General features: G+C 34.6%; 16 protein-coding genes. 15 read left to right on the top strand and 1 reads right to left on the bottom strand.

Features of this window, described 5'->3' with window-relative positions; genetic code table 11:
* The first annotated feature begins 372 nt into the window (after nucleotides 1–372).
* Both NK213_RS08710 and NK213_RS08705 read left to right on the top strand, forming a co-directional pair.
* Nucleotides 373–2,901, top strand: a complete 2,529-nt coding sequence (locus NK213_RS08710; protein WP_253348552.1) for an autotransporter domain-containing protein — start codon at nucleotides 373–375, stop codon at nucleotides 2,899–2,901.
* The gene (locus NK213_RS08705) at nucleotides 2,894–3,079 is read left to right on the top strand and encodes an autotransporter outer membrane beta-barrel domain-containing protein (RefSeq protein ID WP_253348550.1); all 186 of its coding nucleotides are present in this window, start codon (nucleotides 2,894–2,896) and stop codon (nucleotides 3,077–3,079) included. Before NK213_RS08710 ends, NK213_RS08705 begins: the two co-directional genes overlap by 8 nt.
* Before the next feature lie 111 nt (nucleotides 3,080–3,190).
* Here NK213_RS08705 and NK213_RS08700 read toward each other — a convergent pair whose 3' ends face one another.
* Nucleotides 3,191–3,709, bottom strand: coding sequence for a C40 family peptidase (locus tag NK213_RS08700; protein ID WP_253348549.1), 519 nt, complete (start codon nucleotides 3,707–3,709; stop codon nucleotides 3,191–3,193).
* Between the two features lie 635 nt (nucleotides 3,710–4,344).
* Between NK213_RS08700 and serA the strand changes: the two genes are divergently transcribed.
* From serA to NK213_RS08635, 13 genes are all read left to right on the top strand, one after another.
* Nucleotides 4,345–5,931, top strand: a complete 1,587-nt coding sequence (gene serA / locus NK213_RS08695; RefSeq protein WP_253348547.1) for a phosphoglycerate dehydrogenase — start codon at nucleotides 4,345–4,347, stop codon at nucleotides 5,929–5,931.
* 71 nt (nucleotides 5,932–6,002) lie between these two features.
* Nucleotides 6,003–6,905, top strand: a complete 903-nt coding sequence (gene thrB / locus NK213_RS08690; protein WP_253348545.1) for a homoserine kinase — start codon at nucleotides 6,003–6,005, stop codon at nucleotides 6,903–6,905.
* A gap of 413 nt (nucleotides 6,906–7,318) precedes the next feature.
* A complete protein-coding gene (locus NK213_RS08685; RefSeq protein WP_253348543.1) occupies nucleotides 7,319–11,554 on the top strand; it encodes a 2-hydroxyacyl-CoA dehydratase in 4,236 nt (1,411 codons plus the stop codon).
* A 573-nt stretch (nucleotides 11,555–12,127) separates the two neighbouring features.
* Nucleotides 12,128–12,754 (top strand): M15 family metallopeptidase, encoded by a 627-nt coding sequence (locus tag NK213_RS08680; protein ID WP_253348542.1) that lies wholly within the window; start codon nucleotides 12,128–12,130, stop codon nucleotides 12,752–12,754.
* A 164-nt stretch (nucleotides 12,755–12,918) separates the two neighbouring features.
* On the top strand, nucleotides 12,919–13,296 hold the full coding sequence (locus NK213_RS08675; RefSeq protein WP_253348541.1) for a hypothetical protein: 378 nt from the start codon (nucleotides 12,919–12,921) through the stop codon (nucleotides 13,294–13,296).
* 16 nt (nucleotides 13,297–13,312) lie between these two features.
* Complete coding sequence (gene rny, locus NK213_RS08670) at nucleotides 13,313–14,896, top strand: ribonuclease Y (RefSeq protein WP_253348539.1); 1,584 nt, start codon at nucleotides 13,313–13,315, stop codon at nucleotides 14,894–14,896.
* Nucleotides 14,897–14,968: 72 nt separating this feature from the next.
* Nucleotides 14,969–15,742, top strand: coding sequence for a TIGR00282 family metallophosphoesterase (locus NK213_RS08665; protein WP_253348537.1), 774 nt, complete (start codon nucleotides 14,969–14,971; stop codon nucleotides 15,740–15,742).
* A 12-nt stretch (nucleotides 15,743–15,754) separates the two neighbouring features.
* Nucleotides 15,755–16,522 (top strand): 5'/3'-nucleotidase SurE, encoded by a 768-nt coding sequence (gene surE, locus NK213_RS08660; RefSeq protein ID WP_253348536.1) that lies wholly within the window; start codon nucleotides 15,755–15,757, stop codon nucleotides 16,520–16,522.
* Nucleotides 16,519–17,430: a 50S ribosomal protein L11 methyltransferase gene (prmA, locus tag NK213_RS08655; RefSeq protein WP_253348534.1), complete on the top strand. Its 912-nt coding sequence runs from the start codon at nucleotides 16,519–16,521 to the stop codon at nucleotides 17,428–17,430. The genes surE and prmA overlap by 4 nt, the downstream gene beginning before the upstream one ends.
* Nucleotides 17,431–17,442: 12 nt before the next feature.
* Nucleotides 17,443–18,099, top strand: a complete 657-nt coding sequence (gene cmk / locus NK213_RS08650) for a (d)CMP kinase (RefSeq protein ID WP_253348532.1) — start codon at nucleotides 17,443–17,445, stop codon at nucleotides 18,097–18,099.
* A 186-nt stretch (nucleotides 18,100–18,285) separates the two neighbouring features.
* On the top strand, nucleotides 18,286–18,561 hold the full coding sequence (locus NK213_RS08645; RefSeq protein WP_253348530.1) for an HU family DNA-binding protein: 276 nt from the start codon (nucleotides 18,286–18,288) through the stop codon (nucleotides 18,559–18,561).
* A gap of 268 nt (nucleotides 18,562–18,829) precedes the next feature.
* Nucleotides 18,830–20,473: an OPT/YSL family transporter gene (locus NK213_RS08640; protein WP_253348529.1), complete on the top strand. Its 1,644-nt coding sequence runs from the start codon at nucleotides 18,830–18,832 to the stop codon at nucleotides 20,471–20,473.
* A 25-nt stretch (nucleotides 20,474–20,498) separates the two neighbouring features.
* The gene (locus NK213_RS08635; RefSeq protein WP_253348526.1) at nucleotides 20,499–21,563 is read left to right on the top strand and encodes a DUF917 family protein; all 1,065 of its coding nucleotides are present in this window, start codon (nucleotides 20,499–20,501) and stop codon (nucleotides 21,561–21,563) included.
* Nucleotides 21,564–21,635 lie beyond the last annotated feature (72 nt).

Raw genomic sequence — 21,635 nt, 5'->3', positions numbered from 1 at the left:
AAGTCAGGGTTGGTAGTCCTGGCTTTTATAATATACAAATAAAACAGGTATCAATGAAAAAAGGAAAAATATTGACAATATATGTTAAAAAGCTGAAAAAATTTATTTATAAAAAAAGTTGACGTTTCTAAAAATAAATAGTAAAATTAATTTGAAGAACAGGGTATAAAAACTTGGTATTATCCGAATTCTTTTCACTTCATTTCGAAAATTTTTAAAAATCAGAATTATCAGCCGATCTGTAAAAAATCTCCCTATTTGTTATGATGAAAATTTCTTTTTTAGTTGTAAAAATATTCAGACATTTCTAAAAATTCTTGTTCATTTTCATTTCTGTATGAAATAATTTTTTAATGGAAACAGGAGGTAATTATGAAAAAAATTCTATTATTACCTGTAATTTTAATACTCTTAGCAGGCTGTGGAAGTTCCGGAAGCGAAAGCTCAGGAGAAACAAGCCAGCCATCACCTGTTAATCCTTCAATACCTTATAATAAGAATGATCCTCATACAGTAAGAGAAATACAGCAGCAGGGTTATGACGGAAGCAATGTTACAGTCGGAGTCGTGGATTCGACATTTGACATAAATAATTGGGAATTCCGTGATAAAGACGGGAAATCCAGATTAAGCGCAGATATGAAAGATGTAGAAAGTAAAAATATACACGGAACTCTGGTAGCGGAAATAATAGGCGGCAGAACAATGGGGGTGGCACCGGGTGTGAAAATCATAGGAGCACCTGCGGGAGCAATATGTTCTGACGGTCAAGACCGCTGCATAAAAACAAATCTGAATATGTATACCCAACTTTATAATGAAGGGGTCAGAATTTATAACCAGTCTTTCGGGACAGAATCACTTTCAATAACAAATGCAGGCAAATCAAACTTTTCTCTTTTAAATTCTCTAAATAATTTTTATGAAAAAAAATCAAAAAGTGACAGTCTTTTTATATGGTCCACGGGAAATCAGGGTAGTAAGCAGCCTCAGCTTGAAGCTGGAATTCCATATTTATATCCGCAGATGGAAAAAGGATGGATAGCAGTAACAGCGATAGATTCCAAAACAGGAGTTATCAGTGATTATGCCAACAGATGCGGTGTGGCAAAAAACTGGTGTGTATCCGCCGTAGGTGATTACATATTTAACGCGAGAAGTGTAACGGGAGCTGGCACTTCATTCTCAGCTCCGGTTATTACAGGTGTAGCGGTACTGGTGAACCAAAAATATCCCTGGATGAACGGTGATCTTTTGAGACAGACTATATTGTCAACAGCTTCTGATATGGGAGCATCAGGAGTGGATGAAGTATACGGATGGGGACTTGTTAACGCGGCAAAAGCAATAAAAGGACCGTCATTATTTGATACAAGTCTTGCTTTAGGCCAACATGTACATGTGGATTTTGAGGAAGTTACGTCAATTTTTGAAAATGATATAGGCGGAAATGCGGGAATAATAAAAGTAGGAAGCGGAATATTAGTTTTGTCGGGGAAAAATACTTATACAGGGGAAAGTATAATAAACGGCGGAGAATTAAGAGTAACCGGAGAAGTGGCATCACAGATAAATATAAACAGCGGGGGAACATTTTCAACTAACGGGGGAAAAATATTAAACAGTGTTATTAATAAAAGCGGGAATTTTAGGAACACAGGGAACGGCGGGGAAATAAGCGGAGATTATATAGGTGGTTCTGAGTCGGTTTTTGAAAATGAAATAGGAGCAAAATTAAGCATAACAGGAGAAGCACTTCTGGGCGGATCGAAATTGAGAATACTTCTACCTGAGAGCAGCGGGGATAACTACGGTTATATTAACGAAACCGGAAGAAAAGAAGTGATGATAACAGCAGAAAAAGGGATAGCCGACAAATTCGGAAAAGTAGAAGCTTCCGAATTGTTAAATCCCGAACTTAAATATGAAACTAGTTATGTAGAGCTGAGTATAAAGAGAAAAGATACAGTTAGCTATGCAATAGCAGAATATGGTTCAGACAAAACACGGCTAAATTCTTCTGAAAATCTTGAGCAGATATTCCAAGTTTTGGATAAGTCATATGAAAACGGGGAATTCAAAATGCAGGCAGCAGAAATACAGAGAATGAATGCGGGTGAATTAGCCGCCGCTTTAGATAGTATCTCAGGACAGATATATGCGTCTTCACAGGCACTGACATTTCAGCAGTCACAGGCAGTAAACAGAGAACTGGCAAACAGAATGAGCATGCTTGGCAATAAAAACAGCAGAACAGGAATATGGTTCAGCGGAATAGGTGCGGCGGGACGTTTGTATGAATCGGGATATGCAAAAGCTGATACATATTTATACGGTGCACAGGCCGGAATTGATAAATATGTGACAGATAATACTGTGTTAGGATTAGCGGTTGCTTTTTCAGAAGCCAAGGCTGATTTTGACAGATATGCAGGAAAATCAGACAGTCAGAATATAGGAATTTCTGTATACGGGAAACATAATTTTAACGGGGAAAATCTGTATATAATGGGGAGAGCCGGTGCAGCTTACATATCATCAGATGTGGAAAGAGAAATATTAACAGGGAAAAGCAGCAAAAAAACAGATGTATCGCATGATGACTATGGATTGTCAGCATACGGTGAAGCAGGTTACAGATTTGATACCGCAAAAAATTCAGCTGTAATACCATTTCTGGGAATGCAGTATGACAGTCTGAAAAGGGGAAGTTTTTCAGAAGGCAGCAATCTAATGGGCTTGAAAGCAGAAAGTAAAACATATAATCAAACTTCTGCAATAGCCGGAATAAGAACTGAGGGGAATTTTAGATGGGCAGCAGGTAAGAGTATAGTATCAGGTCATGTTACAGTGAAAAAAAGCCTGAATAACGAAGATCTTAGTATATACAGGTATGCCTGAAGAAAAGTTCACTGTGAGGGGAATAGGGCTTTCTGGTACCTCTGTATGGACAGGAATAGGAATAAATACCAATACAGATTCAGGATGGTCGTGGTATGCAAATTATGACATGCAGATAGAAAGAGAGAAAATATCGAATAATATATTCTCTGTGGGTGTGAAGATAAATCTTAATTAATAAATATAAAAAGCCGTACTTTTCTAAGTACAGCTTTGAAATATAAAAACCGCTGTAATTTTACAGCGGTTTTACTATAGTAAAATGATGTATACTCTAACATCATTTATCTTAAAACGGGTTTATAGCCCATCTAAATGCTTTGTTATAGTATCCACCATCAAGACTTGAAACCATAACTCTTTTTCCACCAGAAGATGCGTGAATAAACTGACTGTCTCCCATGTAGATACCTACGTGTGAAATCTGACCTCTTCCTGTAGTTTCAAAGAAAACTAAATCTCCTTTTCTCATGTTCATAGAAGATATTCTAGGCTTATATGTGGCCTGATCACTTGATACTCTTGGTAAACTAATGTCAGCAGCATTCTGGAATACGAATTTTACAAATCCTGAACAATCGAACACATTTGGTCCTGTAGCGCCCCATACATATGTGGAACCTAATTTAGTTTTTGCAAAATCTATAATTCTGTCTCTGACAGCACCTGATTTTGTTGAATCTGTATTACTGTAAGAAGCCTTAGCAGTATTAGGATCCTTTACTTTTATATCTAAGCTTGAAGCAAATGATTCATCTCTGTTTATGAAGTTATTGACACCATTATTATCACTCCTTTTAGCATACAATGCAACTGTTAACGTAAGTATGCATATAATTAATGATAATTTTTTCATTGTTTTCCTCCTAAAAAATTGATACTAAAGTTTACCATATATATATTAAGTTGTCAAACCTTAGATTATACTTATCTGCTTTAAACATTGAGTTTAAAGGACTGAATGATGTAAAATTTTTTTTCTGTTTTTTCAAAAATAGCGATTTTTTAAACTTATTTATAATTTTACAGAGTGTCATATTCAATCTTTTTTGTGTAAAAAAATAATTTTTTATATTTTACAATTAATATCGAAAAAAATCCTTTAAAAATATAAAGTTTATGAAATTATTTTATTTCTTGTGAACTGTACATAAAGAAAAAAAGATGTTATTTGTAAATATGTGTATAGTTCACAGATACAGCCTTAAAGATAGACGTCAGGTATATTTTATATAAGAAAATAATAATGACATATAAAAATTATATCATTTTGGGAATTGAAATAATAGAAAAAGTCTGGTAATATATAAATAATTTATGGAGAATGGAAAATAGTTTTACACAATATATAATAAATTTATTTGGAGACTTAACAGATATATTTAATCTGAACTGGAAAAAATTCAGATAGAAAGCTATTGAAAATAAAGGAAGAGGTGTATTATGTACAAGGTTTTAGTAGGAGAATTTATTGATGACAATGCAGTCAAGATTTTGAAAGCACAGAAAAATATAGAAACGGATATCAAAATAGGAATATCAAGAGAAGAAATTTTGGATATTATAGAAAATTATGATGCATTAATAGTCAGAAGTGTTATAAAAGTGGATAAGGAATTACTGGACAAAGGAAAGAATCTGAAAATAGTGGGGCGTGCAGGAAACGGGATAGATAATATAGACGTAAAAGAAGCCACGAATCACGGAGTAATAGTGGCGAATACTCCTGACAGCAACACTGTTTCAGCATGTGAACTAGCTATAGCACTGCTTCTTGCTACTGCAAGAAACATTCTTCCAGCAGACAGATATTTGAAATCAGGAAAATGGGAAAGAGAAATATTCGTAGGAAATGAAGTTTTTCATAAAACACTGGGAATAATCGGACTGGGAAGAATAGGGTCGCTTGTTGCTACGAGAATGAAAGCTTTTGGGATGGATCTGATAGCATATGATCCTTATATATCAGATGAAAGATTCAGAAGATATGAATGTAAAAAAGCAGAAACTCTTGACGAACTTCTGGAAGTATCTGATTTTGTGACTATTCATACGCCTAAAACAGCAGAAACGTTAAAGATAATAAGTTATGACCAGATAAAGAAGATGAAGGACGGAGTGAGACTGGTAAATGCAGCCAGAGGAGGAGTTTTTGACGAAGCTGCCGTGGCCAAAGGTCTGGAAAGCGGAAAAATAGCCAGTTACGGTTTTGATGTACATGAAAAGGAACCTAGAAGCGAGAGTCCTTTATACGCATTTGATAATGTAATAACAACGCCGCATATAGGAGCAACAACACATGAAGCTCAGGAAAATGTAGGGAAACAGGTTGTGAAACAGCTAATAAACGGATTAAACGGCGAGATAGTAGAAACAGCAGTAAATCTGCCTACAATGGGAAGAGAAGAGTTTGCCGTAATAAAACCATATATACAGTTTGTGGAAAAGCTAGGGAAAATATATTATCAGGTAAAGAAAGGCGCGATCAAATTCGTAAACCTTATATATTACGGTAATATAAGCAGTCAGGAAACAGCAATAATAGATTCTTCTTTTATGAAAGGGCTTTTATATCCTGTGCTGAAAGAAGAGGTTAATTATATAAACTCTCTGGTTCTTGCAGATAAAAGAGACATAAAATTTCATTCTATAAAGAAAGAAGAGAAGTATTATAATTATCCGGATGTAATAAAAATAGAAGTAGTGGATGAAAAAGGAGAAAAATTCAGCATTGTTGGGATAATCGGAGGTAATCAGGAAGAGAGAATAGTAGAAATAAACGGATATCCTATAGATGTAGTGATATCTGAAAATATGCTTCTTGTAGAAAATAATGACGTACCGGGTGTTATAGGAAATGTGGGAAGAATACTCGGAGAAGAAAGCGTAAATATAGCTACAATGCATGTGGGAAGAAAAGAAGACAGTGCTATTATGCTTCTTACAGTAGACGATGTGGTAGAAGAGAAGTCAATTAAAAAGCTGGAGGAATTTGAACAGATAAGAAAGGTAAAATATCTGAATCTGTAGCCGGCATAATTTATATGTGCAAAAAATTCTGCACAGTACTGATTTGCTGACAGCATAAAACAGGAGGAAAAATGAAAAAATTTAAAGTAACAGTTCCGGCAACAAGTGCAAATATAGGAATAGGATATGACTGTCTCGGAGTGGCTCTGGATTATTATCTGGAACTTATGGTATCGGAAAATGAAACTATAGAATATCTGGAAAATGGCGAGGAGTTTTCTATTTCCCTTGAAGAGAACTACATTTATTCCACAATAAAATTAATAGAGGAAAAATATAATAAAAAAGTTCCTAATTATAAAGTAGAAATAATTAAGAATGAAATTCCGGTATCCAGAGGTCTGGGAAGCAGTTCCAGTGCAATAATTGCCGGTATTCTCATAGCGGATAAATTTCTCGGCGGGATATTATCTGAAGAGGAAATGGCAAAACTGGCAACAGAAATAGAAGGACATCCTGATAATGTACTCCCTGCTATTTTCGGCGGTATGATACTCGCATCACATGACAGTGAAAATTTTTATTACTCAAGGATACCATTTGATGAGAATGTCTACTTTTATGTTATGATTCCTGATTTCAGGCTTTCTACCGAGAAGGCAAGAGCAGTTCTGCCTAAAGAATATAAAGTTTCCGATCTGATAAGCAATGCATCAAAGCTGGGACTTCTTGTGGACAGTTTTCATAATAAAAGATATGATAATCTGAGATTTCTTCTTGATGATAAGGTACATCAGCCATACAGATTTTCTTTAATAAATAATTCGGAAGATATATTTTCTTTTTCAAGAAAACACGGAGCATTGGGAGAATATATAAGCGGAGCTGGCCCGACATTAATTTCTCTGAATTATAAAAATGAAGAATTCTTTTCTGCCATGAGAAAGGAACTGGACGGTCTGGCAGATAAATGGAGTATAGAAATGAAAAAAATCTGCAATAATGGCGCCAAAACGGAAGATATCGCAGAATAAAAGTATTTTGAAAATTAAGATAATAAATTTATGAATTTTAACAGGAAAAGAGAAAAATCTGTAAGAGAGAGTTTCTCTTTTTTTATGAACATATCAGAAAAATATAAAAAATAAAATAATTACGAGAAATATTATTTATAAAAAATCTTCTTTTGTGTAAATAGTTTTTTGCAATGTTTCATTAAAGAAAAAAAGGAAATCTTTATTTTTACTAAACGTTTGGAAGATAAAATTTGCATTTGATTAATAAAAGAATAAAAAAAGTCGTATTGACACTATGTCAAAGAAATGATATTATATAGCTAAGAGTATTATAGATTAAGGTTAAACAAAATACTTGTATAAAAAAATATTTGTGATAAAATACATATAAATAAATATTACAACAATAAAAAAAATTAAGGCAGATGAGAATGATGATTTCATATTTAGGAGTAGACACAGGATCAACAACAGTCAAAGCAGTGCTGCTGGATGAAGAGCAAAATATAATTTATAAACGTTATGAAAGGCACTTTTCACAGATAAAAGAAACATTGTATACGATTTTGAAAGATATGGAAGGGATACTGGGAAACAGCGATGTAAAAGTTGCCATAACAGGATCCGGCGGTATGAAACTGGCTGAAGATCTGGGAGTTCCTTTTATACAGGAAGTCCTTGCCGGGAGTAAGGCGGTAAAACATTATATACCACATACAGATGTGGCAATAGAACTTGGCGGTGAGGATGCCAAGATTACTTTTTTTGAAGAAATACTGGATCAGAAAATGAATGGAAGCTGTGCAGGAGGTACCGGTGCATTTATAGATCAGATGGCGACACTTTTGGAGACTGATGCCCAAGGACTGAATGAACTGTCTAAAAATCATAAACGATTGTACTCTATTGCATCAAGATGCGGGGTATTTGCTAAGACAGATGTACAGCCTCTTTTGAATGAAGGAGCAAAAAAAGAAGATATTGCAGCTTCTGTATTTCAGGCTGTAGTGCATCAGACAATAACAGGTCTTGCACAGGGAAAGAAAATACAGGGAAACGTTGCCTTTTTGGGAGGACCTTTATACTTTCTTTCGGAATTAAGAGAGAGATTCAGGGAAACACTGGAACTAGAAGATCATCAGGTGGTTCTTCCTGAGAATTCACAATACTATGTGGCAATAGGGACAGCTCTTGCACTGTATGAAGAGGAGAATAGTATTGTTAATTATAATGAATTTATAAAAAAATATTCTGATATTATAAATAAAAAATCAGATGTAGAAATAGAAAAAACCGATCCTCTTTTTGAAAATGAAGAGGCTTATAATAATTTCAAAGAGAGACACAGCAGAGCAAAAGCAAGTGAAAGAGATATCAGCGAATATAAAGGTGACGCATATCTAGGGATTGATGCGGGATCCACTACCACGAAAATGATACTTCTGGACAAAGAAAACAGCATTTTATGGTCTTTTTACGGAAGTAACAAAGGTAATCCGGTAAGGATAGTACAGGAACAGCTTGCGGAACTTTATCAGCTTATAAAAAACAGGATAAAAATAAGAAAAGCTGTGGTGACCGGTTACGGGGAAGCATTGATAAAAAATGCATTTAATTTAGATATGGGTGAAGTGGAGACAATAGCCCACTATAAAGCAGCAAAGTATTTTAATCCAGATGTGGATTTTGTAATAGATATCGGCGGTCAGGATATGAAAAGTTTTAAGATAAATAACGGTGTAATAGAGTCGATAATGCTCAATGAAGCATGTTCGTCAGGATGCGGTTCGTTTATTGAGACTTTTGCGAAATCACTTAACATGGAAATAGAAGATTTTTCGCAGAGAGGGCTGAAAGCATCAGCACCTGTGGATTTAGGGACACGTTGTACTGTATTTATGAACTCGAAAATAAAACAGGTTCAGAAAGAGGGAGTCTCTATAGAAGATCTGTCAGCAGGACTTTCAATTTCCGTGGTAAAAAATGCTCTTTATAAGGTAATAAGGGTGAAAAATGCCGAAGAGCTGGGGAAAAATATAGTGGTACAAGGCGGAACTTTCTATAATGATTCAGTGTTAAGAGCTTTTGAAATGCTTCTTGGAAGAGAAGTAATAAGGCCGGTTATTTCAGGATTAATGGGTGCTTTTGGTTCGGCACTTATCGCACATGAAAGAGCAAAGTATGATAACGACTATTCGACAATTATCAGTTCCGAAGAACTGGAAACGTTTGTACATGATTCCAGCACGGCAAGATGCGGGCTTTGTACGAATAACTGTCTGATGACAATAAATAAATTCGGCAGCAGAAAATATATTTCCGGAAACAGATGTGAAAGACCTCTGGGGAAAGGTGACATAAATCATGAACTGCCGAATCTGTTTGATTATAAATACAAAAGAACTTTTGATTATTACGAACCGCTTGGGGAAGATAAAAGTACAAGAGGAGAGATAGGTATTCCCAGAGCTTTGAATATGTATGAAAATTACCCTCTATGGTTTACTGTATTTACAAATTTGGGCTTTAGAGTGGTGCTATCGGATAAGTCAACAAAAGAATTAATCACCAAAGGGATGGACAGTATAGCATCGGATACTATATGCTATCCTGCGAAACTCACTAACGGACATATAAAAAATCTTATATCAAAGGGAATAAAAACTATATTTTATCCGTGTGTTCCATATAATATAAAAGAAGATGAAACTGCAACAAATCATTATAACTGCCCTATTGTAAACTCTTATCCTGAAGTGATAGGTGCCAATATAGATGAACTAAAACAACTGGATTATATCAGTCCTTATCTGCCGATATACGACAAAAAAATGACTGTGGAGATACTTTATAAGATTTTTGGCGAAAAATATAATATAAAAAAATCAGAATTAAAAGAAGCAATAGACAAAGGCTATGATGAACTTCATAAATATAAGGAAGATATACGGAGATCAGGTGAGGATGCATTAAAGTATGCTAAAGAAAATAATCTGAAATCAGTTATACTTGCAGGAAGAGTGTATCATCTTGATGCTGAGACACATCATGGAATACCGGAATTACTAAATTCGTTTAATTTGGTGGTGTTAACGGAAGATTCGATAGCACATCTCGGCGAAATAAAAAAACCCCTTCATGTGGTGGATCAGTGGACATATCACTCAAGACTTTATAAGGCAGCAAGTTTTGCGGCAAAAGAAGATAATGTGGAACTTATTCAGCTGAATTCCTTTGGATGCGGTCTGGATGCCATTACCACAGATGAGGTAAAAAGAATTCTTGAGGAAAATAACAAAGTTTATACTCTTTTGAAAATAGATGAGATAACAAATCTGGGAGCTGTAAAGATAAGAATAAGATCACTTCTGGCTTCCATGTATGAGAAAGAACATCTGGAAGATAAATGTTCCTCTTGTGCGGTTACTGATAATGAGGAGTATACAAGACCGGTATTTACTAAAGAAATGAAGAAAACACATAAAATATTAATACCGCAGATGGCTCCTTTTCACTTTCAGTTTTTGGAAACAGCACTGAATATAGCGGGTTACAATACTGAGGTAATGGATAATGAAGGTAAAAATGTAGTGGAAGAAGGGCTGAAATATATACATAATGATGCATGCTACCCTTCGATCATAGTAGTAGGACAGTTTATAGATGCTTTGAAATCAGGGAAATATGATCTTGATAAAGTGGCACTTATAATATCACAGACAGGGGGCGGATGCAGGGCAACGAATTATATTTCCTTCCTGAGAAAAGCCCTGAAAGACAACGGACTTGAGCATATTCCCGTAATATCTTTCAATATATCGGGATTGGAAAAGAATCCCGGATTTAAGCTGAATCCAAAAATATTAAAAGATTTTCTGCATGGGGTATTGTACGGCGACCTGTTAATGAGACTCGTTTATAAAACAAGACCTTATGAAAAAAATAAAGGTGAAACAGACAGGGTTTATCAAAAATGGATAGATAAATTAAAATTTTCACTGGAAAATTCGGAAAGTAAAAAATTATTTGATAAAAATGTAAAACAGATAATTAAGGATTTTCAAAATATAGAGATAACTGACGAACTGAAACCTAAAGTAGGTATAGTGGGAGAAATTCTGGTGAAATTCCAGCCGCTTGCTAATAACTATCTTGTGGACTTTCTTGAAAAAGAAGGGGCAGAAGTCTCAGTCCCTGAATTATATGATTTCTTCCTGTATACATTACAGGTAGGAAAACTGGAATACAGAAACTATAAGAAAAATTTTAAAAGAAATGTAGTGTCAGGTTTCCTGCTTAAATATTTACAGAGATACAGAAAAACTATTATGACAGAACTGAAAAATACAAGATTTAAAGCACCGAAAAGAATAGAAGAAATGGAAGAATTAAGAGAAGGCTATGTGTCTTCACTTAACAATATGGGTGAAGGATGGCTTCTTACTGCGGAAATGCTCCATCTGATAGAAGACGGGGTAAATAATATAGTATGTGTCCAGCCTTTCGGATGTCTTCCGAATCATGTCAGCGGAAAAGGTATGATAAAGAAAATAAGAGATCTGAATCCTACCTCGAATATAATGCCTATCGATTATGATCCGGGGGCAAGTGAGGTAAATCAGATAAACAGAATAAGATTAATGCTGTCAAATGCAAAAATAATATAATAAAAAACTGTGTCGGAAAAAGCGGACACAGTTTTTTTATACTAAAATTATTTTAATTATTTACAGGAAAACAGCTGAAAATACAGTTTTTTATTGATATGAAAAACATCCTTTTTTTGGCACATATATATAACAGAAAAAAATTATCTTTTATTTTAAAATTTAATATGTTATTATAAAATATCCGTAGTATAAGTACTGCCGGATTATTTTGAAAAAATAAGCTGTATTATTGGTAAGAGGGTATGCAAAATTGATATATTCGATGAAAATGCGAAAATGTCAGATTTGTATGAAGAAAATCATGTATAAATAATATGCAAAAAATAGAAATTTTGCTGGAAATTTTATATCAGTGTCAGACTGTAGGTGAGAAATACAGAATGTCTGCTGAAAAAAAACGGCTGTTCTGATTTTTTGTAATTTTTTCCGGAAGAGTTTTAGAATGAAAATTCTTAAATAATTATCTTTTGGAGATATGCTGAAAAGCCGAAAAAATCTTAAAATATGAAAAAATAGTGGACACGATATAAAATATCTGTTGTTTTGACAACTTTGGAAGGAAATCTGATAATGAAAAAGAAAATTTTACTCGCAGTATTAGCGTTTAACTTTATTTTATCTGCAAATACATTAGAGACAGGTATTTTTGAAATTCCGGATGATATAAAAACAGTGATGAGCAGTAATTCTTACAGGGAAACAGGGCCTGTAAAAATGTCAGAACTGGTTTTAGTTAAGGTGAAATATATTAATTTTGAAAATGAGGAAAAAGCCGGTAACATAATCATAAATAAAAAACTTGCCGGGGATATAGAAGCGATCTTTCAGGAATTATATGAAGCACAGTTTCCCATAGAAAAAATCAGACTAATTGATGAATACGGGAATTCTGACGAACTTTCCATGGAGGATAATAACACATACGCATTTTCGGTGAGACCGAAGACTGGGAAAAAATCTTTCTCAAAGCATGCGTACGGTTTTGCAATAGATATTAATCCCGTGCAAAATCCTTATATTAAAAATAACATAATAGAACCAAAAAATTCTAAGGATTATCTTGACAGAAAAAATATAAGAAAAGGTATGATAGTGAAGGGTGATGTCTGCTATAACGCATTTAAGAAAAGAGGCTGGACATGGGGAGGAGAATGGAAATCTCTCAAAGATTATCAGCATTTTGAAAAAAGTCTGTAAAAAATTTTATACTGAAAAAAGTAAGTTTAATTACATTTCAGCATAATTATATATAGACCGAATAAATTCTTAAAGTATGGAAAGCAAAGCATTTGTAACTTGCTTTTAAGGATTTATTATGTTAAAATAACATGATGAATAACATGTAGTACGGAGGAAGAGAATTGAAAAAATTTTTTCTTGTACCTTTATTGCTTATTTATATAAATTGTTCAAGTGCAGCAATAAATTATACAACTGAAAACAAGACATTACTGGGGGAAACTATTGCTGAACTTAAGGAAACTGCGGTTAATAATCAATATGAAGAATTAGAAAAGTATTTCTTACCTACATTTAAGAATAGTATAGTCCTTAAATATCTAAAACAATATGGTCTTTCAAAAGTGAATATAATAATTTCGGAACCTGATTTCGGAAAAAACGGAAGAGCTAAAAATGTTATGATCCTAAATTATGCATCTGAAAGCATGTATTTTAATATAACATGGAAATTTGTCGGCGATGAATGGAAAATACAGGATGTAGCGGAAAGGAAGTAGAGAGGAGAAACGAAGAATGACATTTGTCTGGATTGGAGTAGTAATAATATTTCTTCTTTTGACTTTCTTTATAGGGTATCTAATTAGTAGATCTGTAGTAGAAAAAGAGTATAAAAATACATATGGAGAGCTGAATAACTTAAAAGGGGAGATATTCAATGCTAAAAGAGAGTTAGATGATACTAAAAAAGAAGTTGAAAGAGAAGTGGAATCTTATAAAAAAGAGGAAATGATAAAAGTAAAAGAAGAACTACTGGGAGTAAAAAAAGAGGCTGACGAAGAAGTAAAAGCTATGAAAGCCGAAGTATCAGTAAAAGAGGAAAGATTACTGAAAAGAGAAGAAAATCTTGAGGTAAGATCCGGAAGACTGGAAGAAAGAGAACTGAAACTGGAAGAACAAAAAGAAGTTCTGGTTACAAAGGAACATACCCTTAATGACCTGATACAGAAAGAAGAAACAGAACTTACAAAAATATCTGAACTGACTAAGGAAGAGGCAGCAGAAGTTATATTAAACAGACTTCAGGGTGAACTTGAGCATGATAAAGCAGTGATGATAAGAGATTTTGAATATAACGTGGAAAGAGATAAAGAAAGAATCTCAAAGAGAATCATGTCTACAGCAATATCAAAAGCTGCTGCGGACTATGTAGTAGATTCTACGATTTCTGTAATTCAGCTGCCTAGTGAAGAGATGAAGGGAAGAATCATCGGGCGTGAAGGAAGAAATATAAGAGCAATAGAAGCAGTAACAGGAGTAGATCTGATTATAGATGATACACCTGAAGCAGTAGTATTATCTTCATTTGACGGTGTAAGAAGAGAAGTAGCAAGAATAACTCTGGAAAAATTAATTTCAGACGGAAGAATACATCCGACAAAAATAGAAGAAGTAGTAGAAAAAGCAAAAGAAGAAGTAGACGAAAAAATAATGGATGCAGCAGAACATGCTATTCTGGAAGTAGGAATTCCTACTCTTCCGAATCAGGTTCTGAAAGTGCTGGGGAAATTAAAATACAGAACATCATTTGGGCAGAATATATTACAGCATTCAATAGAAGTAGCGCATATAGCAGCTACGCTTGCAGCGGAACTGGGAGCGAATGTGGAAGTAGCTAAAAGAGCAGGACTTCTGCATGATATAGGAAAGGCGTTCTCGCATGAGCAGGAAGGATCACATGCATTAAACGGGGGAGAATTCCTGAGAAAATTTTCTAAGGAAAACGAAACTGTTATAAATGCAGTGGAAGCACACCATAATGAAGTAGAGCAGCTGAGTGTGGAAGCAGTCCTTGTTCAGGCGGCGGATTCGATTTCAGCTTCAAGACCGGGAGCAAGAAGGGAAACATTGTCAAATTATCTGAAAAGACTGGAACAGCTTGAAGAAATAGCGAATAACTATGAAGGAATAGAAAGTTCATATGCAATTCAGGCAGGAAGAGAAATAAGACTTATAGTGAACCCTGAAAGAATAGACGATGATAAATCGACATTAATAGCAAGGGAAGTAGCTAAAGAGATAGAAGAAAAAATGCAGTATCCGGGTCAGATAAAGGTTACAGTGGTAAGAGAAACAAGAGCAGTTGAATATGCTAAATAATACAGACGGTTTGAAAAAACCGTCCTTAATTTTATAAAATTTATTCTGTTATTTAGAAAGGAAAATATTTACATGAAATTGTTAATAATAGGAGACCTGGTGGGGGAACCCGGCAGAGAAGCATTGGCAAGATATTTAGAAAATAAAAGGGATATGTTTGACTTTATTGTAGTTAACGGGGAGAATGTAGCAGGAGGTTTCGGGATAACTCCGAAGATAGCAAATAAAGTATTTAATCTGGGAGTAGATGTAATAACACTGGGAAATCATACATGGGACAGAAGAGAAATTTATCCTTATTTAGATGAAACAGAGAATATGATAAGACCGCTGAATTTCGCACCGGGAACACCGGGTAAAGGTTATACTATAGTGGAAAAAAACGGGAAAAAGCTGGCAGTTATTAATATACAGGGAAAAGTTTTCATGCCTCCTATAGCGTGTCCTTTTCTCGCAATAGACGAGCTGCTGCCTGAAATAAAAGCAGTAACAAATAATATAATAGTGGACTTTCACGGAGAGGCAACGTCAGAAAAACAAGCAATGGGATGGAATCTTGACGGACATGTGTCTCTTGTATATGGAACACACACTCATACACAGACAGCAGATGAAAGAATACTTCACAGAGGAACAGGATATATCACTGATATAGGTATGACCGGTGGACATGACGGTATACTCGGCATGAATAAAAAAGAGAGCATACAGAAATTCAAGGACGGTCTTCCTGCAAGATGGAGTGTATGTAAAGAAAATATAAAAATAAACGGTATAATAGTAGATATAAATGAATATGGAAGAACAGAGAAAATCGAAAGGGTAAATCTCCATATTTCAATATAAGAGGAGCTTAAAATGAAAATTTTACTATCAAATGATGACGGAATTTTTGCTAAGGGGATAGAAACACTGGCTATGACATTAATTGAGAGAGGACACGATGTATATGTAGTGGCTCCTGATGAGGATGCCAGCGGGACAGGACATGGTCTTACAATTAATAAACCTTTGAGATACAGAAAATATAAAATAAACGGAACTTTTTTCGGATATATGGTAAACGGAAAGCCTGCTGACTGTGTAAAGCTCGCAAGATGGGAAATATTCAGAGATATAGAGTTTGATTTTATGATAAGCGGTATAAACAGAGGTGCCAATCTGGGAGTAGACTTGTTTTATTCCGGTACATTCGGTGCTGCATCAGAAGCTGCACTTTTGGGAATAAGATCAATAGCCCTTTCTTTATCTGAACCGTTCGATCATGGGAAAAACTATCTTACTGCGGCAGTTTTTGCAGCAGATTTTATAGAAAAAATAAAAGATTTTCAGTTTCCGAGATATAAACTTTTGAATATAAATGTACCGAATGTAAAGAGTGAAGAGCTGAAAGGGTATAAATTTACTATTCAGGGAGACAGAAATTATAAAGAAAATTTTGATAAAAGATTTGACCCGAATGGACATGAATATTTCTGGATAACGGGTAATGCAGTGGAATATTCGTCTAATTATCACAGTGACTATTATGTGCTGAAAGATAATTATGTTTCTATTACACCTGTGGCATTAGACTTAACAGATGAAAAATTCGGACTTCAGATAGAAAAGGAATTAGATAAATGAAATGGCTTAGAGTAAAAGTAGATTATTATTCTGATCGTTTGAAAGAAACTAAAGAGAAGATCATAGGTATTTTTTCTGAACTCGGAGTAAATGAATTTGAGTTCATTGATTTTTTTACTGAAAATGTTCTGGATTTTCACAAGGAGAGCATAGCTAATGACACATGGAAAATAATAGGATATTTTCCTAATAATAAATTCGCACGGTTAAAGCTGAAAATGTTTTCAGAGAAGCTGGAAGAATTATCTGATACAGAAGAGATGATTTTTACTCTTTATACTAATGAGTGTGATGAAAATGAATGGAAAGACGAATGGAAAAAATATTTTCATACAACTAAGATAACAGATAAAATCGTGATTAAGCCTTCATGGGAAGAATATACATCTGACGAAGACGAGGTTGTTATCAAAATAGATCCGAGAATGGCTTTTGGTACCGGTACTCACGAAACAACATCACTTTGTATAAAGATGCTGGAGAAATATGTTCCGGGGAAGAAAAATCTTCTGGATATAGGATGCGGTTCCGGAATACTGATGATAGTAGGGTCAAAATTTGGTGCGGAAAAAGTAGACGGAATAGATATAGATCCGGCAGTGGAAGCTGTAGCCAAAGAAAATCTGGATGATAACGAGGTTAGTAATTACAGCGTCGTTATAGGAAATCTGGTAGATGATATTAATAAAAAATATGATATTGTAGTTTCTAATATTCTGGCTGATACTCTTATGGAACTTTTGGATGATATAGAAAAGGTCTTGGAACAGGGAGCTTTGGTAATATTTTCAGGTATACTGAAAACCAGAAAACATGAAATACTGGAAAAAACTGAAAAGCATAATTTTAGAAAAATAGATGAAAAAGAAGAAAATGAATGGATTTCTTATGTTTTTGAATATAAATAAAGAGGTTTTGATATGATAATAGCAGTAGACGGACCGGCTGGCAGCGGAAAAAGTACTGTCTCCAAAATGATAGCCGACGAAATAGGAATTACATACCTGGATACAGGTGCAATGTACAGACTATTTGCATATAAATTAATGAAAGAAAAAATAGATTTTTCTGATCGTGAGAAAGAATTAAAAGTGCTGGAAGATTTGAATATAGATATGAAAGATAACAGATTTTATCTGGATAACGAGGATGTAACAGATAAAATAAGAACAAGGGAGATTTCCAGTAATGCCTCAAAGATCTCTGTGGTTAAAGAAGTAAGAGAAAAGATGGTGGAGCTTCAAAGGGCATTTTCAAAATCAAAAGATGTGATTCTGGATGGCCGTGATATAGGAACTGTAGTATTTCCTGATGCTGATCTGAAAGTATATCTGAATGCAGATGCAGAAATACGTGCCGAAAGAAGATGTGAAGAACTGAGAAATAAAGGTGAAAATGTGGAATATGAGGAAATACTCAGAGAAATAACAACAAGAGATTATGATGATATGCATAGAGAGGAAAGTCCGTTAAAAATTGCACAAGATGCCGTAATTTTAGATTCAACTTCTTTAAGTGCAGAAGAGGTAAAGGATAAAATCAAGGAATTAATTGAAGAAAGAACAAAAAAAAATTGAAATATTTAATGTGACCGGCTTTTTATTTGGATCTCTGGAAGTGCCTGAAATAAAGAGGTCTATCGTTCGGGAATGTTCCTTTTACAGTAATTCTAAAATAAATTAGCAAAAAATAGTAAAAAAGTGTTGTAAATTGAGAGGTAAAAGGTGTATAATAGATTTGACTAAAATTTAGGAGGTAGTTATATGTCAAAAAAAGAATTTATTGAGGCATATGCAAAGGCAACAGGAGAAACAAAAAAGAGATCAGAAGAATTAGTTAATGAATTTTTAGGAACTGTAGAAAAATCTCTAACTAAAGGAGAAACAGTTCAATTCGTGGGATGGGGAACTTTCGGAGTTCAAAAAAGAGCTGCTAGAAAAGGAAGAAACCCTCAAACAGGAAAAGAAATTAAAATAGCTGCTAAAAAAGTAGTAAAATTCAAAGTTGGAAAAAAATTAGCTGATAAAGTTGCTAAGTAAATAAAAAACACATAGGTTGTCTAATAATATTATATAGACAGCCTTTTTACTTTTCATATACAAAAAAACAAATCCAATTCTATATTCAGATCAAAGCTGATATCACACAAATTTTCTTTTAAAAATACACAATTAATTAATGAAGAAGAGTACCTGTAATTTTATTTATAAATGAAAATAATACAACATAAATAGAATATATTAGACGGTAGGTGAAAAATAATGTTAGTATATAAATAGTAAATGTAATGCGAATTTAGGAGGAATTATGAGTGAGAAAAAATTAGGTAACGTATCTCCAGGGGGAAAGTTCGATAAAATTAGTGCTTTTGAACCGGTAACTCTTATATTGGGGATAGTATTGGCTGTATTATCAGCAATCATCTGTATGCAGATAATAGGAAAAGTAGGGGTAACTCCGAATACATCACTGATAGGTGCAATTATAGCAATGGTAATAGCCAGAATACCAGTATCATCATTTAAGAAGTTCAAATCACTTGAACGTCAGAATATGCTGCAGACAATAGTATCAGGTGCAGGATTTTCAGCGGCAAACTGTGGGTTGCTGGCTGTAGGAATATTCATTGTTCTTGGGAAAAATGAATTTATACTGCCTATGGCAATAGGATCAGTAATTGGAGTAACAATCTCCATTTTTGTGGTAGGGAAAATATTTGATTCTGAAATATTTCCTGCAGATGAAGCATGGCCTCCGGGTGTAGCTACAGCGCAGGCACTGGAAGCAGGAGACGAAGGAGGTACTAAAGGGATAAAATTACTGATAGGTATAGTAATAGGGGCATTATGCGGACTTTTCAAAGTTCCTTTTGGAAAAGTACCTTTTAATATACCCGCTGCCGGAATAGGAATAGTATTCATAGCAAATATCTTCTCAATGATAGGACTTGGAGTAGGCTTGTTAATACGGGGATATTCACCTGTACTGTTCAACGGGCTTGAATTAGGGAAAACTTCCATACCAAGTGGAATTATGATAGGCGCAGGACTTATGGCCCTTATTCAGTCATTGGTTATAATACTGAAAGATACAAAACATAAAACGAAAGATACGGCTGTACATACAAAAAATACAGTTACAAAGGCTGAGGCTAAGAAGACAATAATGACAGGATTTTTATTATATTTAGCTGGAGCAGTAGTAATAGCATTTATTTCGGGAATAGTAACAGAAATGAGCGTATTTATGCTTGTTTTATGGGTTTTATGGGCAGCTGTATCATGTACAGTAGCTATTTTAATAGTAGGAATGGCTGCAATGCATTCCGGATGGTTTCCGGCTTTTGCCATCACTACAATATTTATGACAATAGGGATATTTTTAAAATTTCCGTTGATTTCACTGGCTTTGCTAACAGGATATATAAGTTCTACAGGACCTTGTTTTGCAGATATGGGATACGATCTGAAAACAGGATGGATAATCAGAGGAAGAGGAGTAAATGTAGAGCATGAGAAATACGGAAGAAAACAGCAGGTAATAATTGAGATGATAGGTGGTATTATAGGAATAATAGTAGTTCTTGCCACTTTGAAAATGTTTGTTTTAGGACATGAAACACCGCTTTTGGCTCCTGTAAGTAAAACATTTGCAGAGGCTATAAGTAAAGCATCAGATCCTCAGGTACTGAAGTCATTACTGCTTTGGGCAATACCGGGAGCTGTACTGCAGATCATAGGCGGGCCTAAAAGAATGGTGGGTGTGCTTTTTGCCACTGGTCTTCTGATAAATAATCCTATTTACGGAATAGGAGTAATAATAGCAGTAATAATCAGACTTATATTTGGAAATAAAGTTATAGAATTTATAGATGCAGGATTAATAGCCGGTGACGGACTTGGAGGATTCGTTTATGCACTTCTTGTTGCCATTGGAATAATGAGTAAATAGAAAACTCAGAAAGCAGGGATTAACAATGATTTTAAATGAAGAAATATTAAAGTATGCGTTGGTAGGAGGAACAATACTCGGCGGCGGAGGCGGCGGCTCAAGAGAAGAAGGAATTCTTCTCGGGAGAGAGGCTCTGAAATACGGCAGTCCGGAATTAATGCCCCTTGAGGTGCTGCAGGATGATGATATAGTGGTAACAGTATCAGCTGTAGGCGCACCAGCCGCTAAAGACAAATATATAACAGGTGATGATTATGTGAGGACAATAGAGCTTTTAAAGGAAATTTCGGGAAAAGAGATAGCAGGAATTATCACCAATGAAAACGGCGGAATAGCTTCAATTAACGGATGGCTTCAATCTGCAAAACTCGGTATACCTCTTATAGATGCTCCATGTAATGGTAGAGCACACCCTACCGGAGTAATGGGAAGTATCGGTCTTCATGATATAGAGAATTATGTGACATATCAGACAGCAGCAGGTGGAAATAAAGAAAACGGAATGTATACAGAAGTAATGATAAAAGGAAGTATAGATAATGCGGCAAAGCTGGTAAGACAAGCAGCAATAGGCGCCGGAGGATTAGTAGCAGTAGCCAGAAATCCTGTGAGTGCCAAGTATTTGAAAAAGAATGCGGCTATAGGCGGTATACATCATGCAATAGAGCTGGGGAAAACTTTTTATGACGGGTTAGAAGAATCACCGGAAAAAGCTGTAAAAAATGTAGTAGAAGTATTAGACGGTGTTGTGCTTACAGAAGGAAGCATAAGAAGATTTCAGCTGAATACTGCCGGAGGATTCGATGTAGGAAGTCTGTGGGTAAATGAATATGAACTTACTTTCTGGAATGAGTATATGACGGCAGAGACAGACAGTAAGAGAATAGCAACATTTCCTGATCTTATAATGACTTTTGACAAGAAAACAGGATTTCCGGTAACAAGTGCCGAAATAAAAAACGGACAGGAAATAATAATAATAAAAGCAGATAAATCAAATCTAAAACTCGGAAGCGGAATGAAAGATAAGAAGCTTTTTGAAGATGTAGAAAAAATACTGAATAAAGAAATAATAAAGTATGTATTTTAGACCAGTTATAAAATGTCAAGGAAAAAAAGAAGAATTTTTAAATAAAAAAATGAGTATCACAAAATAGACAGC

This window comes from Sebaldella sp. S0638, assembly GCF_024158605.1.
Classification (GTDB): Bacteria; Fusobacteriota; Fusobacteriia; order Fusobacteriales; family Leptotrichiaceae; genus Sebaldella.
Note: the sequence above shows the minus strand (reverse complement) of the source record. Positions and strands in the feature narration are given on the sequence as shown.

Bases quoted from the DNA above. Each gene is read 5' to 3' on its own strand.
- NK213_RS08710 (WP_253348552.1), top strand. From the start codon at position 373: ATGAAAAAAATTCTATTATTACCTGTAATTTTAATACTCTTAGCAGGC.
- NK213_RS08705 (WP_253348550.1), top strand. From the start codon at position 2,894: ATGCCTGAAGAAAAGTTCACTGTGAGGGGAATAGGGCTTTCTGGTACC.
- serA (WP_253348547.1), top strand. From the start codon at position 4,345: ATGTACAAGGTTTTAGTAGGAGAATTTATTGATGACAATGCAGTCAAG.
- thrB (WP_253348545.1), top strand. From the start codon at position 6,003: ATGAAAAAATTTAAAGTAACAGTTCCGGCAACAAGTGCAAATATAGGA.
- NK213_RS08685 (WP_253348543.1), top strand. From the start codon at position 7,319: ATGATGATTTCATATTTAGGAGTAGACACAGGATCAACAACAGTCAAA.
- NK213_RS08680 (WP_253348542.1), top strand. From the start codon at position 12,128: ATGAAAAAGAAAATTTTACTCGCAGTATTAGCGTTTAACTTTATTTTA.
- rny (WP_253348539.1), top strand. From the start codon at position 13,313: ATGACATTTGTCTGGATTGGAGTAGTAATAATATTTCTTCTTTTGACT.
- NK213_RS08665 (WP_253348537.1), top strand. From the start codon at position 14,969: ATGAAATTGTTAATAATAGGAGACCTGGTGGGGGAACCCGGCAGAGAA.
- surE (WP_253348536.1), top strand. From the start codon at position 15,755: ATGAAAATTTTACTATCAAATGATGACGGAATTTTTGCTAAGGGGATA.
- prmA (WP_253348534.1), top strand. From the start codon at position 16,519: ATGAAATGGCTTAGAGTAAAAGTAGATTATTATTCTGATCGTTTGAAA.
- cmk (WP_253348532.1), top strand. From the start codon at position 17,443: ATGATAATAGCAGTAGACGGACCGGCTGGCAGCGGAAAAAGTACTGTC.
- NK213_RS08645 (WP_253348530.1), top strand. From the start codon at position 18,286: ATGTCAAAAAAAGAATTTATTGAGGCATATGCAAAGGCAACAGGAGAA.
- NK213_RS08640 (WP_253348529.1), top strand. From the start codon at position 18,830: ATGAGTGAGAAAAAATTAGGTAACGTATCTCCAGGGGGAAAGTTCGAT.
- NK213_RS08635 (WP_253348526.1), top strand. From the start codon at position 20,499: ATGATTTTAAATGAAGAAATATTAAAGTATGCGTTGGTAGGAGGAACA.